15 protein-coding genes are annotated in these 14,520 nt (G+C 69.6%); 10 read left to right on the plus strand and 5 right to left on the minus strand.

The features are described 5' to 3' along the window. Positions 1 to 74: 74 nt before the first annotated feature. Positions 75 to 1,664: an MFS transporter gene (locus tag ACQPYH_RS25780; protein WP_432876215.1), complete on the minus strand. Its 1,590-nt coding sequence runs from the start codon at positions 1,662 to 1,664 to the stop codon at positions 75 to 77. A 244-nt stretch (positions 1,665 to 1,908) separates the two neighbouring features. Here ACQPYH_RS25780 and ACQPYH_RS25785 point away from each other — a divergent pair, with 244 nt between their 5' ends. Continuing rightward, complete coding sequence (locus ACQPYH_RS25785) at positions 1,909 to 2,823, plus strand: aminoglycoside phosphotransferase family protein (RefSeq protein WP_432876217.1); 915 nt, start codon at positions 1,909 to 1,911, stop codon at positions 2,821 to 2,823. A gap of 185 nt (positions 2,824 to 3,008) precedes the next feature. Here ACQPYH_RS25785 and ACQPYH_RS25790 read toward each other — a convergent pair whose 3' ends face one another. Both ACQPYH_RS25790 and ACQPYH_RS25795 read right to left on the minus strand, forming a co-directional pair. Then, positions 3,009 to 3,665, minus strand: a complete 657-nt coding sequence (locus tag ACQPYH_RS25790; RefSeq protein ID WP_432876219.1) for a response regulator — start codon at positions 3,663 to 3,665, stop codon at positions 3,009 to 3,011. Then, positions 3,662 to 4,804 (minus strand): sensor histidine kinase, encoded by a 1,143-nt coding sequence (locus tag ACQPYH_RS25795; protein WP_432876221.1) that lies wholly within the window; start codon positions 4,802 to 4,804, stop codon positions 3,662 to 3,664. The genes ACQPYH_RS25790 and ACQPYH_RS25795 overlap by 4 nt, the downstream gene beginning before the upstream one ends. 132 nt (positions 4,805 to 4,936) lie before the next feature. Between ACQPYH_RS25795 and ACQPYH_RS25800 the strand changes: the two genes are divergently transcribed. The 4 genes from ACQPYH_RS25800 to ACQPYH_RS25815 all read left to right on the plus strand — a co-directional run bounded on the left by ACQPYH_RS25800 (position 4,937) and on the right by ACQPYH_RS25815 (position 8,433). Continuing rightward, on the plus strand, positions 4,937 to 5,836 hold the full coding sequence (locus ACQPYH_RS25800; protein ID WP_432876223.1) for an ABC transporter ATP-binding protein: 900 nt from the start codon (positions 4,937 to 4,939) through the stop codon (positions 5,834 to 5,836). After that, entirely contained in the window at positions 5,833 to 6,648 is an 816-nt protein-coding gene (locus ACQPYH_RS25805; RefSeq protein WP_432876225.1) for an ABC transporter permease subunit, read from the plus strand. The genes ACQPYH_RS25800 and ACQPYH_RS25805 overlap by 4 nt, the downstream gene beginning before the upstream one ends. A 124-nt stretch (positions 6,649 to 6,772) precedes the next feature. Continuing rightward, positions 6,773 to 8,272: a DUF4389 domain-containing protein gene (locus ACQPYH_RS25810; RefSeq protein WP_432876227.1), complete on the plus strand. Its 1,500-nt coding sequence runs from the start codon at positions 6,773 to 6,775 to the stop codon at positions 8,270 to 8,272. Between the two features lie 2 nt (positions 8,273 to 8,274). Further along, positions 8,275 to 8,433 (plus strand): hypothetical protein, encoded by a 159-nt coding sequence (locus ACQPYH_RS25815; protein ID WP_432876229.1) that lies wholly within the window; start codon positions 8,275 to 8,277, stop codon positions 8,431 to 8,433. Between the two features lie 65 nt (positions 8,434 to 8,498). Here ACQPYH_RS25815 and ACQPYH_RS25820 read toward each other — a convergent pair whose 3' ends face one another. Continuing rightward, positions 8,499 to 8,660, minus strand: coding sequence for a hypothetical protein (locus ACQPYH_RS25820; protein WP_432876231.1), 162 nt, complete (start codon positions 8,658 to 8,660; stop codon positions 8,499 to 8,501). 250 nt (positions 8,661 to 8,910) lie between these two features. Between ACQPYH_RS25820 and ACQPYH_RS25825 the strand changes: the two genes are divergently transcribed. Then, the gene (locus ACQPYH_RS25825) at positions 8,911 to 9,564 is read left to right on the plus strand and encodes an alpha-ketoglutarate-dependent dioxygenase AlkB (RefSeq protein WP_432876233.1); all 654 of its coding nucleotides are present in this window, start codon (positions 8,911 to 8,913) and stop codon (positions 9,562 to 9,564) included. Between the two features lie 830 nt (positions 9,565 to 10,394). Next, a complete protein-coding gene (locus ACQPYH_RS25830; RefSeq protein ID WP_432876235.1) occupies positions 10,395 to 10,601 on the plus strand; it encodes a hypothetical protein in 207 nt (68 codons plus the stop codon). 139 nt (positions 10,602 to 10,740) lie between these two features. On the opposite strand, the gene ACQPYH_RS25835 is transcribed toward ACQPYH_RS25830, so the two are convergent. Beyond that, complete coding sequence (locus tag ACQPYH_RS25835) at positions 10,741 to 11,220, minus strand: hypothetical protein (protein WP_432876236.1); 480 nt, start codon at positions 11,218 to 11,220, stop codon at positions 10,741 to 10,743. A 150-nt stretch (positions 11,221 to 11,370) separates the two neighbouring features. Between ACQPYH_RS25835 and ACQPYH_RS25840 the strand changes: the two genes are divergently transcribed. The 3 genes from ACQPYH_RS25840 to ACQPYH_RS25850 all read left to right on the plus strand — a co-directional run bounded on the left by ACQPYH_RS25840 (position 11,371) and on the right by ACQPYH_RS25850 (position 14,483). Next, a complete protein-coding gene (locus ACQPYH_RS25840) occupies positions 11,371 to 12,627 on the plus strand; it encodes an MFS transporter (protein ID WP_432876238.1) in 1,257 nt (418 codons plus the stop codon). Next, positions 12,627 to 13,265 carry an MSMEG_1061 family FMN-dependent PPOX-type flavoprotein gene (locus ACQPYH_RS25845; RefSeq protein WP_432876240.1) on the plus strand — a complete coding sequence of 213 codons (639 nt, stop codon included), beginning with the start codon at positions 12,627 to 12,629 and terminating at the stop codon, positions 13,263 to 13,265. The genes ACQPYH_RS25840 and ACQPYH_RS25845 overlap by 1 nt, the downstream gene beginning before the upstream one ends. Before the next feature lie 78 nt (positions 13,266 to 13,343). After that, positions 13,344 to 14,483, plus strand: coding sequence for a sensor histidine kinase (locus ACQPYH_RS25850; RefSeq protein WP_432876242.1), 1,140 nt, complete (start codon positions 13,344 to 13,346; stop codon positions 14,481 to 14,483). Positions 14,484 to 14,520: the final 37 nt, after the last annotated feature.

Raw genomic sequence — 14,520 nt, forward strand, 5'->3', positions numbered from 1 at the left:
CAGCCTCCCGCACCGGCAGCAGCCATCGGCGCATGCCAAGCTAGCCGCCGCTGACCTCGGCCGGGCGAACTCCGCTACGACCGCGGAGCGGTGGGCTCGGCGACGGCTGTGGGGCGGGTCGGCGCCTGCTTGGATGGGTCGGGTCCGAAGGCGAATCCGACAATGGCTCCGAGCGCCGCGAACGCAGCTGCGGCGAGCAGCACGTCGTTCAGCCCGCTCGCCGTGCCGACACGGGCCGCATGGGCGACCGCGGCGCGGATATCGGGCGGCAGACTGGCGGCAACCCGGGTGCCCGCGCGGGAGGCGACTGCGGCCGCCAACCTGTGGATCGCATCGGGGCGCAGGGCCACCCCCGCGAGGGCGTGCACCGTGGCTGCGTTGACTCGGTCCGCATAGAGCGCCCCGAACACGGCCACGCCGGTCGCTGTGCCGAGCTGGCGCAACGTGTTCGTGAGGCCGGCGGCCATCCCGGCTCGCTCCGGCTCCACCGCTCCCAGCGCAGCCGAGGCCAAGGCGGTGGAGGTGATCCCCAGGCCGATCCCAGCCAAGATCAAGCCGGGCAGCAGCACAAGCCAGCCGGACGTGGCGGTCAGATGAGCCATCGAGGCCAACCCAGCGGCGGCCGAGGCCATGGCGCCGCCCAGCAGTACTCGCATCGGCACCTTGCCGATCAACCGGCCGGTCAGGAGAGCGACCGCGAACGATGCCACGAACATAGGCACCAATCGCAGCCCACCCTGCACTGGAGAGTTGCCGAGGGTGTTCTGCACGTAGAGCGAGAGGTAGGTGATCGTGCCGATCACAGTCGCCGAGATCGCGAACCCAACGAACCCCGTCACCGCGAAGCTGCGGCGCCCGAACAGCCGGAGGTCGGCCATCGGCGCGGCCGCGATGCGCAACTCATAGAACACGAACGCCGCAAGGGCAACGGCCGCGATCGTGAACAGCGTCAGGATCTCCGGGCTCGCCCAGCCCGAGGAGTTGCCGCGGATCAGCGCGAACATCAGCGCGGTGAGCGCCACGACGATCAGGCCTGTTCCCACCCAATCGGCTCGGCCTCCGACCGGGTTGCGGGACTCGTGCAGTTTCGCCCATCCGATCATCAACGCGATCACGCCGACCGGCAGGTTGATGAAGAAGATGGACCGCCAGCCCAGGGTGTCGGTCAGCGCCCCGCCGACCAGCGGCCCGATAGCGCTGGCGCCGCCGAGCGTCGCACCGAACGCGCCCAACGCCCGACCCAAGGCTCGACCCGAGAACTCCGCACGCAGCAGCGGCGTGGCGGAGGCGAACAGTGCCGCACCGCCGGCTCCTTGCAGCGCGCGGAACAACTCGAGCGCGAGGGCCGTCGTCGCCAAGGCGCTCGCCAGCGACCCGATCGTGAAGACGACCATGCCGACCAGGAACACCCGGCGACGTCCTATCCGATCGCCCAAGGTGGCCGCCGGCAAGAGCAGCACGGCCAACGCCAGGGCATAGGCCGCGCTCACCCACTGCAGATCCGCCAGACTCGCACCCAGGTCACGCTGAATCGATGGCAGCGCCACACTCACCACGGTGATGTCCAACAGCAACATGAACGCAGCCGTCAACACGAGCAGAAGCGTCCACCGCTGTCGCGACGAGGTCGACCTTGCGTACTGGTTGATCTCACTGGTCGTCATGTCCTTCTCCTCCGGGTCGCCGATGTGCTGTTGATGTTTCAACTATCGGCTGTCACGGTCCCCGTCACGCCAGTGGAATCCACTGGCCGGGGCACTGGTCCGCGTCAACGACATCTGCCATGCCGCAGGACATCGGTGACGGTTCGGGCGATGTTGGTGGTGACACTTCGTAGCCCGCCCGGCCTGCCTGCTGCTGGTCCACCCGATCCGAAACCGGTTGACAGCGCACGGGGCGACCGGTCCGATGGGGCTCGTGAGTCCCCGCAAGGTGTACGCCGATCAGGCCGACATCGACGTACCGCTCGTCCGCGAACTGGTGGACGCGCAGTTCCCGCAGTGGGCCGCGTTGCCGCTGGAGCCGGTCGACTCCGGCGGATTGGTGAACGCGATCTACCGCCTCGGTCCGGACCTGTCCGTACGGCTGCCGCTCCGGCCCACGAACATCGACGCCGTCCGACGGGAGCAGGCGAAACTCGCGGCACTCGCGCCGTACCTGCCTGTGGCCATCCCCTCTGTCGAGGCGATCGGCTCACCCACCGATGCGTTCCCGGGCGAGTGGTCCGTCCACCGCTGGCTCACCGGTACGCACCCCTCCCCCGACGCGCTCGCCGACCCACGCGGGCTGGCGACCGACCTCGCGGCGTTCGTCGACGCGTTTCGGCGGATCGACCTGCCAGACCGGCCGCCGGCGTACCCGGGCGAGCGCCGCACGCGCGCTCCGATGGTCGAGATGGACTCCTCGACGCGGAAGGCGATCGGCGAGCTGGACGGCCTGATCGACACTCACGCAGCGCTGGCGTCATGGGAGGAGTCGCTCGCGGCGCCGTACGACGGGCGCGAGGTGTGGGTGCACTCGGACCTGACGCCGGGCAACCTGCTCGTGTCGCCGGACGGCCGACTGACCGCAGTACTCGACTTCGAGACATGCGGTGTCGGCGATCCGTCGTGCGACCTCTTCCCCGCATGGCACCTACTACCCGCGAACGTCCGCGACGACTTCCGTACGCCGCTGAACGTCGACGACGCAACCTGGCTCCGCGGCCGCGGTCGCGTGCTCTCCCAGGCCGTCATCGTCTGGTCGGACCGAAAGGACACCAACCCAGCGATCGCGACCCACGCCCGGCACGTCATCGCCAAGGTGCTCACAGCTCCTCGATGAGGTCTCCTGCGTGGGCATGTCATGTCTCAAGACATCGGTGACCCTGCGAATATCGGGATGGGCAACGGCACCCAGCTCACCGCACACGCGATGCGCGGCTGGCGCCGCATCTCCTTGACGAGACCGCGTTCATCGAAGCCTGCTTGCTTGGCGGAACGGCTTCTCCGAGTGCTTGGACGGCGGCTTCAGTCCCCCACCCGGCCGGTGTCGTAGGCCCACATCGCGATCTCGACCCTGTTGCGGGCGCCGATCTTGGTCAGCAGGCTGGCGACGTGGGTCTTGGCGGTGGTCAGGCCGATGAAGAGGTCGGCGGCGATCTCGGCGTTCGTGCGGCCGCGGGCCACCAGTGCCAGCACCTCCTCCTCGCGTTCGGTGAGCGGCTCGATCGGTTGGGTACGTCGTTTCGACGGTTCCCTGGCGGCCAAGGTGGACAGCAGCCGTCGGGTGATGTTCGGCGCGATCAGGGCGTCGCCGACGGCGGCGGCATGCACGGCCTGGACGAGCAGCTCCGGCCCGGCGTCCTTGAGCAGAAAGCCTCGGGCGCCGGCCCGGAGCGCGCCGTGGACGTACTCGTCGAGGTCGAAGGTCGTGATCACCACCACCGCCATCGGGTCCGGGACGCCCCGCCCGGCGAGGAGCTCGGTCACCTCGATGCCGTCGAGCCCGGGCATCCGGATGTCGACCAGGCACACGTCGGGGTGGAGCCGACGCGCCAGCTCGACAGCGGCGTGGCCGTCGGCGGCCTGGCCGACGACCTCGATGTCGGGCTGGGCGTCAAGGATCATGGACAGGCCGGTACGCACCAGGTCCTGGTCGTCGGCCACCAGCACGCGCACCGTCATCGGTGTGCCTCCGTCGGCAGTTCGGCGTCGACCGTCCACCCGCCCCCAGGCGTCGGCCCGGCGCGCAACGTGCCGCCGAGCAGCTGCACGCGCTCGGTCATCCCCAGCAACCCGAAGCCGTGGCTCGCCGGCCGCGCCGGGTCGATCTGGCCGTCGTCGGTCACGCGGAGCCGGAGCCTTCCTCCACCCTCGACGACCCTGATCTCCACGCGCGAGGCGTTGCGGGCGTGCCGCAGCGCGTTCGTCAGCGCCTCTTGCGCCAACCGGTAGACGGCCGCGTCGACCTGGAGCGGAAGTTCGTCCAGGTCACCCGGCACCTCCACGTCGACGACCGGCACCGGGTCGCGGCGGGCGAGGGACGCCAGGTCGGCGACGCCGAGCCGGGGGGTGTACTCCGCCGGCGCTCCGTCGCGCAGCACCCGGACCATCGCCCGCATCTCCGCCAGGGTCCGCGACGCTTCCCCTTCGATGACCGCCAGTGCCTCGAGTGCCGCATCAGGTCGCTGCCCGGCCATCGCCTGGCCCGCCTGCGCCTGAACCGCGATCGCCGAGACGTGGTGGGCGACCATGTCGTGCAGCTCGCGCGCGAGGCCGACCCGCTCCTGGCTGCGGACCTGGTCGAACGCCCGGCGCCGACTCTCGGCCCGGTAGCGGAACGCCGCTCCGCCTGCTGCCGCCGCCGCCAGGACGGCCAACCCACCGAAGAGCTCGGCCGGCCCGGTGTAGTCGGTCGCAATGCTGAATATCGCAGCGACCGCCACCATCGCCAGCCCGATCACGATCTCGCGCCCTGAGCCCCAGCGGACCAGCGCGTAGACGAGCACCAGGACGTAGGTCATCGTGTTCAGGCCCACGCCCGGGATCCCGGCCAGCTGGCTCGCCAGTCCCAACGCCGTCGCGGTGCCGAAGCCCACCACGACGCAGGCCAATGGGTGGGTACGCCGCCACAGCAGCACCGGCGCGAGTCCGACCGCCACGATCGTCGCGAACGGCCGCCAGGCGACGTCGTCCTGGAGGACTCCCTCGAGCAGCGCCGTGACCATCAACACCCCGACCAGCACCCAGTCGCGCGAAACCCGTTCGGGAGCGTCGGCGGCGCGGGGCTCGGCCCACAGCGAGCGCAGGGCGTTGGTGATCACACCACCTAGCCTAGGGACCGCCGAGGCGTCGGGGACCGACCGAAAGAACGAGACCCCGCTCCTCCCAGGGGCGGAGTGCGGTCCGGCCTCGACGCCGATGTGGGCACGCCGCGACGCGGCGAGTGTTGTCACATGATCACTGTTGAGTCACTGACCCGGAGGTACGCCGGCTTCACCGCCGTCGACAATGTCTCCTTCACTGCCCTGCCCGGTCGTGTCACCGGCTTCCTCGGCCCGAACGGCGCCGGCAAGTCCACCACGATGCGCGTGATGGTGGGTCTGACGGTCCCGACGTCCGGCACCGCGACCATCAACGGAGAACGGTTCGCCGACCTCCCCAACCCCGGCCTCGAGGTGGGCGTCCTCCTGGACGCCTCCGCCCAGCACGCCGGTCGCACCGGACGCGAGATCCTCACGATCGCCGCCGACACCATGGGCCTGCCCCGCCGCCGGGTCGACGAGATGCTCGAGATCGTCAGCCTGACACCATCGGAGGCCAAGCGCCGGGTGCGCAACTACTCCCTCGGGATGCGTCAACGCCTCGGCATCGCCACCGCACTCCTGGGAGACCCCAGGGTGCTGATCCTCGACGAGCCCGCCAACGGGCTCGACCCCGCGGGGATCCGGTGGATGCGCGACCTGCTGACGGGCTTCGCCAGCCAGGGCGGCACCGTGCTGTTGTCCTCACATCTGCTGCACGAGATCGAGGTCATCGCCGATGACCTGGTCGTGATCGGGAACGGCAAGATCGTCGCGTCCGGCACCAAGGAAGAGCTGCTGGCCGCAGCGGGGACGCTCGCCCGCTCGACGTCACCGCGCGACCTCGCGCACGCACTCGAGCAGGCCGGGATCCCCTGCACGCTCGCCAGCGACGGCTCGGTCCGCACCGATGCCGACCCCGCCCGGGTCGGGGCCGTAGCCCTGACAGCCGGCATCGCCCTCACCGAGCTCCGCCCCGCCGAGGGCGCCGGCCTCGAAGACATGTTCCTCTCGCTCACTGCCGACACCCAACGCGAAGGAGTTGCGGCATGACCACCACCATCGTCCCGGCCACTGGCACCACGGAGGCCGCACCGGCCCGCCGGACCGCCCGTCCCATCCCGGCCACTCGGCTCGTCAAGGTCGAGCTCCGCAAGATGTTCAACACCCGCTCCGGGTTCTCGATGCTCGTCAGCATCGGCATCCTGTCGCCCATCTCCGCCGGCTCACTCCTCGTCTTCGGCCTTAACAGCGACGTGACCTACCAGAACTTCGTGAGGGCGAGCGGGTTCCCGATGTCGGTGATCTTGCCGATGATCGCGATCCTGGCCGTCACGGGTGAGTGGAGCCAGCGAAGTGGGCTCACCACGTTCACGCTGGTGCCGAGCCGCGGACGCGTGATCGGTGCCAAGGCGATCGCGACCCTCCTGGTGGGCCTCAGCGCCGTTTCCGTCGCTTTTGCCGTTGGCGCCCTCGGCAACGTGGCCGGTTCCGCACTCGCCGGCGTCGACACCGTGTGGGACATTTCGTTGTCCATGGTGCCTCAGATGGTGCTCTACAACCTGGTTGGCATGGCCTTTGGCTTCGTCCTCGGTGTCGTGCTACGCAACTCCGCGGCCGCGATCGTGGGCTACTTCGTCGCCTCACTGGTCGTGCCAGGCATCCTCGCGCTCCTGGCCCAGGTGCGCTCGGGGTTCGAGGACCTGCAGCCGTGGATCGACTGGCACTACACGCAGGCGGCGCTCCTCGAAGGTGCAACGAACACGGGTAAGGAGTGGGCGACGCTCGGCTCGACCACGGTGATCTGGATCGTCATTCCCCTCCTCGTCGGGCTGCTGTTCCTGCGCCGCTCCGAGGTCAAGTAGACACACACACGGGCGGCGCTATCCCGAACTCATCTGTGCTCTCCGGATACCGCCGTTTCGTGCTCGCTCGGCTCAGCGCCGCAGTGATGGGCGTCGCCCGGCGACGAGAAGGGAGACCACAACCATGACCACCTACACCCCGACACCTGAACCACGCCGCACCGCTTCACGCAGGACCCGCCCGGTCCCCCTCGTCATCGGCATCCTGCTCGCGCTCGTGGGCTTCCCGCTGCTGCTCGGAGGCCTTGGCCTCGGCTGGGCGATGGCCACCCAGCGCGACGACGACGGGTTCTTCAGCACTCCGACGGAGCAGCTCACGACCGAGACGGTGGCCCTCTCCAGCGAGGTCGTGAACTTCGGCGAGGCCGGCTCCGACGACTGGTGGGCCGACGGTGACCTCGCCACCGTGCGGCTGAGCGCTCGGTCCGCGGACGCATCGGCCGTCTTCATCGGGATCGCACCGAGCGCCGACGTCGTGCGCTACCTGGGCAGCGCGTCGTACGACGAGATCAGCGACCTGCGCACCGACCCGTTCGACTACTCGGTGACCCGGCGTGGCACCGGCGGTGACCTGAGCGCGACTCCCACGGACCAGGGGTTCTGGACCGCGCAGAGCAGTGGCCCCGGCACGCAGACGCTGACCTGGGACCTCGAGCCCGGAACCTACACCGCCGTGGTCATGAACGTTGACGGCTCCCCGGAGGTCACGATCGACCTGTCCGCGGGCGGACGCGTCGGCTGGCTCACACCTCTGGCATGGAGCCTCAGCCTGCTGGGCGGCGCCCTGATCCTCGGCGGCGCACTGCTCGTCGTGTACGGCGCCAGGGCGCCCGGACCGCGAGTGCCCCGCCAGGCCGCGCCCGGTCAGCCTCCGGAAGCCGTCCGGGCCGACACCCCCGTGACCCTGGTCGGCGCGATGGACCCGCAGTTGAACCGTGGGCTCTGGCTGGTCAAGTGGTTCCTGGCGATCCCGCACTTCGTCGTGCTCGCGCTGCTGTGGCTGGTCTTCGTGGTGCTCACCGTGGTGGCGTTCTTCGCGATCCTGGTCACCGGCCGCTACCCGCGCGGCCTCTTCGACATCAACGTCGGCATCCTGCGGTGGAGCTGGCGGGTGCAGTTCTACGCGACGGCTGCGATCGGCACCGACCGCTACCCGCCGTTCACCCTCGACCACACCGACTACCCGGCTGACCTCAACATCGCCTACGCCGAGCGGCTCTCGCGCGGGCTGGTGCTGGTCAAGTCGTGGCTGCTGGCGCTGCCGCACCTGATCGTGCTGGGCGCGCTCGTGGGCACGTGGCAGTTCAGTGACGCCGATGGCTCCCAGCTCGCCGTCGGCGGTCTGATCGGCGCGCTGACGTTGGCTGCCGGACTGTTGTTGCTGTTCACGGGCCGCTACCCGGCGCCGTTGTTCGACCTGCTGGTCGGCCTGAACCGGTGGGTCTACCGGGTAACTGCGTACGTCGCACTGATGACCGACACCTACCCGCCGTTCCGGCTGGACCAGGGCCCGGCGGACCCCAGAGGCGTCGCGCCCACGTCGAGCCCCCCCGACGCGCCGGCCGCGACGGGTCTGGGCAGGCCGGCCGAGGAACGTCGTCCTGACCGTGAGGTGGAGGTGTGACGATGCCTGCCGTCTCTGCGCTCCCCGCGAGCACCCGGCCGGGCGGTGTCGGGTCGACGGAGTCGTCGCGGCCCTCGGCGGGCCTGGTGGTCCTGCTGGCCCTGCTGGGGCTCGGCGCGATGGCCGCGGCCCTGCTCGGGCCGCTGGCGCTCGGCTGGTGAGCGTGGCGAACTTCAGCCGGTTCGGCGGCAGATTGTTCGCGCGGATCGCGGCATGTGCGTGCCAGTCAGGACTCGACGAGCACCCAGCCGAACTCCTCGGCAAAGTCTGCGCAGCAGTCATCACAGACCCACTCGTAGTCGGCGCCTCGGATGAACTCAGCCGTGGTTGCGTAGCCCTCGGTTCGCACGTCCTCGTCCGCCAGGGTCGGCAGGACCTCAGGCGACACAAACTTGACCTGGCAGAACGAGCAATGGTCGTGATCCCACCCAGGCCGAGGGGCCTTGTAGACCCTTCGGATCATCGTCGTCCCCGGCGTCAGTGACTGCTCTTGACCCATCCGACGTCAATCGTCCGCACTCGCTCCCACCGGGTCAAGACAGCGGTAGCGGACAGCCTTCCGGCTGATACACGCACACTGGGTGGGCATCGTTCGCTGACAGGGGAACAGGTGTTCGAATTTCAGGTATGGTGGGGGCATGGGTGCTGATCTCCAGGGCTCGTTGCTGGATGCTTTCGAGGATCCTGCGTTGGGTTCGTTGGACGGGCTGACGCGGACCGAGTTGGGCCGCGGGGCCTGGATCGATGTGCTGCCGGGGTGGTTGACCGGCGCCGATCAGGTGTACGGGCGGCTGGCGCGGGATGTGCCGTGGCAGGCGGAGCGGCGGCAGATGTACGACCGTGTGGTCGACGTACCGCGACTGCTCTGCTTCTACGGGGAGAACGTCGACCTGCCGCTGCCGATCCTGGACGAGGCACGGGACGCGCTGAGCGAGCGGTACGCCGACGAGCTGGGCGAGCCGTTCCGCACGGCGGGCTTGTGCTTCTACCGCGACGGCCGGGACAGCGTCGCGTGGCACGGCGACCGCATCGGCCGCGGCGATCGCGAGGACACAATGGTCGCGATCCTGTCAGTCGGCGAGCCGCGCGTACTGGCGCTGCGCCCACGCCCCGGCGGATCGGGCGGGGCGAGCGGGCCAGTCGGCTCGACGGTTCGCTATCCGCTGGGACACGGCGACCTCATCGTGATGGGCGGCTCGTGCCAACGCACCTGGGAACACGCAATCCCCAAAGCCTCCGGCCGCATAGGCCCCCGCATCAGCATCCAATTCCGCCCCCGCGGCGTCCGCTAACCGCAGCACGAACCCACACCCGGCACGCAGGAACAGCAAGCCGCATCACGCAGCAGCTCGCGGAGCCAGCGGCTGCACGCAGAAGCACCGCGCGGCAGCAAGCACCAGCGCAGCAGGTCGCTCCCGCAGAACGGTCGGCGTCATTCGTCGCAGGCATTCGTACCGCGCCACGCCTTCGCCTCCCCGCAGCAACACCCGTCAGCAGCACGCACACACAGCAGCACCCGTCGGCAGCACGCACACACAGCAGCACGCGGCGCGCGGGAGCAGCACGCGGGAGCTCGCGACGTACCGCAGCACGTCAGCCCCGGGAGCACGGTCGGCCTCAGCATCCCCTGCATCCCCGGCATTCGTACGGCGAATGCGCTGACGCCTCCGCACGGCAAAATGCGGCAGCCGACACGCGACGTACAGCAGCACGCGGCACGCCCGCGCAGCACGGCAGCACGCAGAGGCACACGCAGTACGGCGGCACGCGGCGAGGCACAACCGCAGCAGGGGACACGACCAAGCGGCACGCCGGCGCGAGGGAAGCCGGCGCCGGGGAAGGGCAGCGCGAGGGATCGCGAGCGGCTCAGCGCGGCGTACAGCGGCACGGAGCCGCACCGTGGGGGCATTGAGCGGCAGCGAACGGTACGACGGCCCGGGCAGGGCGAACGGTACGGCGGCCCGGCCCGGCCCGGCGCGGCGCGAGGCGGAGCAGCACGGCGGCGCGGGCACTCGAGCGGCCGGAGTACGAAGACACGGACTACGAAGACACAAGGCGGAGCAGCACGGGGGCGGCACCCGCGCAGTGCGGCGGGCTGGAACGGCACACGCAGTACGGCGGGGTGGGGTGCAGGCGCCGTACGGCAGCACACGCAGACGACGAGGCCGGGGCGGCGGACGCGGTGCGGCGGCACGCGACGGCACACGCAGTACGACGGGCCGGGACGGCACACGCAGTACGACGGGCCGGGACGGCACACGCAGTACGACGGCAGGCGGGCGGCGATCGGCGGGTGGGCGAGCCGGCAGGCGGAGCGCGGAGGGTGTAGGTCAGGCTGCGGGCGCGGCGGTGAGGGGCTGCGGGGTGAGGGGCTGCGGAGTGAGGGGCTGCGGAGTGAGGGGCTGCGGAGTGAGGGGCTGCGGAGTGAGGGGCTACGGGGTGGTGGAGACGTGTTGGGGGTGGGTGAGTTAGGCGGCGGTTGAGGTGGGGTGGGGGTGGTTGGTTGGGGGGTGGGTGGTTAGTGGCTGGTAGACGGCTTCGGGGGTGGCTATGTGGAAGCTGAGGAGGTGGAGGTGGGTGGCTTGGCAGATGTTGGTGGCGGCGGTGGACCAGTCTTGGTCCAGGGCTGGTGAGTGGGCGGGGCCTGGGCGGCCGAGGGCGAGGATTACGGGGGTGTTGGGGGCTGTTTGGATTGCCGGGATGATCGGGCTGAGGGCGGTTGAGCAGAGGGCGTGGGTGTCTCGGGGCGGGGCCAGGCGGTCGAATTCGGATGGTAGGTCGACGGTGATGGTGGCTCGGTAGTGGTCGTTGGGGTCGCAGAGGATTACTGCGAATGTGCCGCGGTGGCGGTCGCCGAGGGTGAGCATCAGGTCTACGACGTCGGCGGCGACGTCGGGGTCGGTGAGTGGTAGGTCGGTCCAGGTGGGAGGCAGGTCGAGGAAGGTCATGCCTAGAAGGTGCCGTGATTCCGGCGCCGGATCCGAGTTGTCCACAGATCTTTCTAGACCCGGCCACGCTGGCAGCGGGGAGAAGTGGCCCAACGTTTTGTGCGCAGAGTGGACCTGACTGGTGGGCCGTTGAGTCCCTAGGCTCGAGTTATGAGCAGCAGAATTGGGCAGATGCTTCCTCCGGTCGGAGCGCCGCGGGATCTGGCGATGGCGCAGTTGGCGAACTCGGTCGGCGACGGGGCGTTCGTCGTCACCTCGGCGTTGTTCTTCACTCGGGTGGTCGGCCTGTCGACCGCGGAGGTTGGCCTCGGGCTGACCGTCGCGTGGCTGGTTGGCTTCCTGACGGGCGTCCCGCTCGGCAACCTCGCCGACCGGCGTGGGGCGCGCGGCACCGCAGTACTCCTGGCGCTCATGACCGCCAGCGGCGTCGGAGCGTTCCTGTTCGTCCGGAGCTTCGCAGGCTTCCTGATCGCAGCCATCGTCTATGCATGCAGCCAGACCGGGCTCACCGCAGCCCGCCAGGCGCTCCTCGCGGGCCTGGTGCAGCCGGCTGAGCGCACCCGCATCCGCGCCTTCCTGCAGTCGACGGTCAATGCCGGTCTCGCGGTCGGCGCGCTCCTCGGCGGTATCGCGCTCCGCTTCGACACGGAAGCGGCGTACCTGACTGTCTTCGCGATCGACGCGCTCAGCTTCCTGATCGCCGCCGCGCTGATCCGCCGGGTGCCGTCGATCGCGACCACGATCCGGGCCAAGGGCGAACCGCGCCTCGCGGTCCTGCACGACCGTCCGTACGCCGTCCTCGCGCTGCTCAACGCGATCATGCTGCTCTTCATGCCGCTGATCAGCCTGGTCGGTCCGCTGTGGATCGTCACCCGGACGAGCGCACCGAGCTGGGTCGTCGCCTCGCTGATGATCGTGAACACCCTCGGCGTGACGTTCTTCCAGGTCCACATCGCCAAGCGCGTCAAGGACCTGCGCACGGCCGCCCGCTCGGTCCGGTACGCCGGAGTCGCGATGCTGGCCGCCTGCGGCGTGTTCGCGACGACCGCCGCCCACCTGACCCCGGCAGCCACCGCGGGAATCCTGGTGGTCGCCGCCGCGCTGCTCACCCTCGGCGAGATGAAGCTCGCCTCCGGCGCCTGGGAAATCAGCTTCGGACTGGCCCCCGCCGACAAGCAGGGTCAGTACCAGGGCTTCTTCGGCACGGGCCCCGCGATCGCCAGGATGCTCGGCCCGGCGCTGCTCACCACGGTCATCCTCGGCTGGGGTCCGATCGGCTGGATCGTCATCGGCGCCCTGTTCCTGGGGACCAGTTGCGCAACTGGTCCCGCCGTACGATGGGCTGCACGGACGAGGGCCGTCAAGGAGGACGCCACGCCGTCGCTGGTAGAGGAGAACGTCGCCTGATGGAGATTCCAGGACTGGTCGAGATCACGTCGTACGACGAACTGCGCGAGCTCGTGCCGCAGCCACTGGCAGCAGCCGCGGCCAAGGAGCGCAAGGAGCTCCATGACCTGGATCTGCAGTGGCTCGACGCCTCCCCGTTCTGCCTGATCGCCACCTCCGACGCCGACGGCAACTGCGACGTCTCCCCCAAGGGTGACCCGGTCGGCTTCACCAAGGTCCTGGACCGCTCCACGATCGCGATCCCCGACCGGGCCGGCAACCGCCGCGTCGACGGCTTCACGAACATCCTCAGCAACCCGCACGTCGGCCTGATCTACTTCGTCCCCGGCCGCACCGACACGCTGCGGATCAACGGCCGCGCCCGGATCGTCAGGGAGGCGCCGTTCTTCGACGACATGATCGTCAAGGGCAACCGCCCCCAGCTGGCGCTGCTGGTGGAGATCGAGCAGATCTTCCATCACTGCTCGAAGTCGTTCCTGCGCTCGAAGCTCTGGAAGCCCGAGACCTGGAACCCCGACGCCCTGCCGCGCCGCGCAGTGATCTCCCAGACCCTGGAGCGTCCGGACGACGACCTCGAGACGCTCGACAAGCATTACGGCGCTCAGTACGAAGAGTCGATCTACAAGGTTAAGTACTGAACTACTGCAGGAGGAGCAGGCCGAAGTACTCCGTGGCGACGATGACACTCGGCCTGCCGCCCTCTACGGTTTCGTACTGTGAGCACGACTGAGCCCGTTGACGTCCCGACCTTCGGGGCGCGGTCGCGTCGTGTCCTGCTGCCGTTGGTGCTCTCGTTCATCACGGTGATCGGGACGTTCGGCTCGGCCGAGGGTCAGCCGGACCGGCGCCAGCCCGACTGGTTCATGGTCGTCCTGCTGCTGATCGGCACGATCTCGCTCTACTGGCTGCGGACCCACCCGGTTCCGGTGCTGTGGACAACCGTCGCCACCACGCTGGTCTACATGCTCCGCGAGTACCCGTGGGGTCCGGTCATCCTGACCTTCGTGATCACGGTCTTCACCGTGATCCGGCTCGGCCACAGGATGGCCGGCTGGGCGGGCATCGTCTCGCTGTACGGCCTGCATGTCGGCGGCCGGATGGTCCTCGGCATCAACCAGAACGGCGTGTATCAGGTCCTACTCGTCGGCGCCTGCTTCTGCGTCCTCGGGTTCGTCGCAGAGCTGTTCCGCGCCCACCGCGACAGGGTGATGGCGGCGGCGCGCACGCGTAAAGAGGAGGAGCTGCGCCGAGCTGGTGAGGAGCGGCTGCGGATCGCACAGGAGCTTCACGACGTCGTGGCCCATCACATCTCGCTCATCAACGTGCAGGCGGCCACCGCGCTCCACCTGGTCGACCGGCAACCCGAGCGGGCCGCTCCGGCGCTCTCGGCAATCAAGGACGCGAGCAAGGACGCCCTGGTGGAGCTCCGCTCGATCGTCGGCATCCTGCGGCAGTCCGACGAGTCCGCGCCGCGCCAACCGGTCGCCGGCCTCGACCACCTGGACCACCTCGTCACCCGTACGTCGCGGGCCGGCCTCGAGGTGCATCGCATCGTCCACGGCGAGCCGCGTCCACTACCGACCGGGCTCGACCGCGCCGCGTTCCGCATCATCCAGGAGTCGCTCACGAACGTCGTGCGCCACGCGAAGGCCACGTCGGCGACTGTGAGGATCCAGTACGGCGAACAGGCGCTTGTCCTGCAGATCGACGATGACGGCCAAGAGCTCACCGCACCGCCGAAGGAAGGCAACGGCATCGGCGGCATGCGGGAACGGGCGACCGCGCTCGGCGGCACACTGTCGGCGAACCGCACACCCTCTGGCGGATTGAGGATCACGGCGACCCTGCCGCTATAGGTTTCCTGTGAATGCGCGCGGCCGTACGACGCCGCCC

This window comes from Kribbella sp. CA-245084 (assembly GCF_050942355.1).
Taxonomy (GTDB): domain Bacteria; phylum Actinomycetota; class Actinomycetes; order Propionibacteriales; family Kribbellaceae; genus Kribbella.